The organism is Psychrobacter sp. AOP30-A2-5 (genome assembly GCF_052378115.1).
GTDB lineage: Bacteria > Pseudomonadota > Gammaproteobacteria > Pseudomonadales > Moraxellaceae > Psychrobacter.
The window spans coordinates 1-1,171 of the sequence record NZ_JBQSXK010000056.1; the positions used below are offsets into that span (position 1 = coordinate 1).

1 protein-coding gene is annotated in these 1,171 nt (G+C 31.9%); it reads left to right on the plus strand.

The annotated features are described in order from the left end of the window. Positions 1-111 precede the first annotated feature (111 nt). Positions 112-1,171, plus strand: a 1,060-nt coding sequence (locus ACT3S4_RS14325; RefSeq protein WP_444761305.1) for a hypothetical protein, incomplete at its 3' end; no start/stop codon positions are given.

A 1,171-nucleotide genomic window follows, 5' to 3' on the forward strand; every position in this document is an offset into this window, starting at 1 on the left:
GCTAGCATTGTATTAGCACATTTTAATACTTTTAATGATATAGCACTTATGCTTTTCAAAACTATTGACTTATTTCACACTGACACTATGCGATGTAGAACAGAGTATCGAGTGAAGTCAATTTCTAGTATGGGATATGGTTTTAACTTAGATTTAAAGAATATTCTTTATAGAGATGAGCGTCTCAAAACTTGTGAAGACAAGCATAGAAATTCGAATTTAGAGTACTTATGTCTGCACTATCAATTTTATGGCGTAAAAAGCTTTTCAGAAGGTCAAAACTCAGACTTTATTGAAAATATTCTTAAGATTATCGATCAACATAAATCTGAGTTGAGTGATGGAGATGAAACTACAGGTATATTGTTAGCAAGAATGGATAGACGTAATTTAATACCTGAGGTAATCGAAGAGGAAGAACAAACCAAAGTTGCTTTTACACCAAAATTGACAGAAAAACAAAAAAGGATTAGTGAAACAGCACAAGTAGAATATAACGAAAGGTTTAAATATACTTCATTGGACTTGTGGTCAAATTCTAGCAACGATGAAGAGTATGAGAGCAGTAAAAAGTACAAAGGTAATGCTTTACTGGCTTTAAATGATACTAAAAGTTTATTAAAAGAGCTTGAAAGCACATCAGATGCAACTTTTATACAGCTCAATCGCAATATTGCTTTTCATAGTTGTTCAAAGCTAATTATTGAATATAGCCATCTCCTTCCAAAGTCCGACAAAGATTTATGTAAAAAAGTCATTGAAGCTGGTATTAAGAGACTGTTCTTGGATAATTATGGCTATCAAGTTGGCGATGGTATGGAAGCTTGTATAAAGGTTTTACCCTATTTGATTGATGAGTATGCTGGAGATAGTGATGATCTAATCTTAATTTTAATAATGATAATGTTTGATAAACACTGGTTAGGAACATACAAAACAGTCTGTGAACATGCAATTGAAGCGGTTCATCAAAAAAACGTCTGGGAGAAAAATCCTGAAATTGCTTCAAATATATTTAATGGCTTCATTAGATTAAAACCAATATACGACGAAGCCTTAAAGGTTCTAGAAAGTAATAATGAACAATACAGTTTGGAATTGGATAAGAAGCAAGAGATACTTAAAAAATTCTTAGAATTATGCGAAGCAAAAAAAGTATTAGATGAGCCAC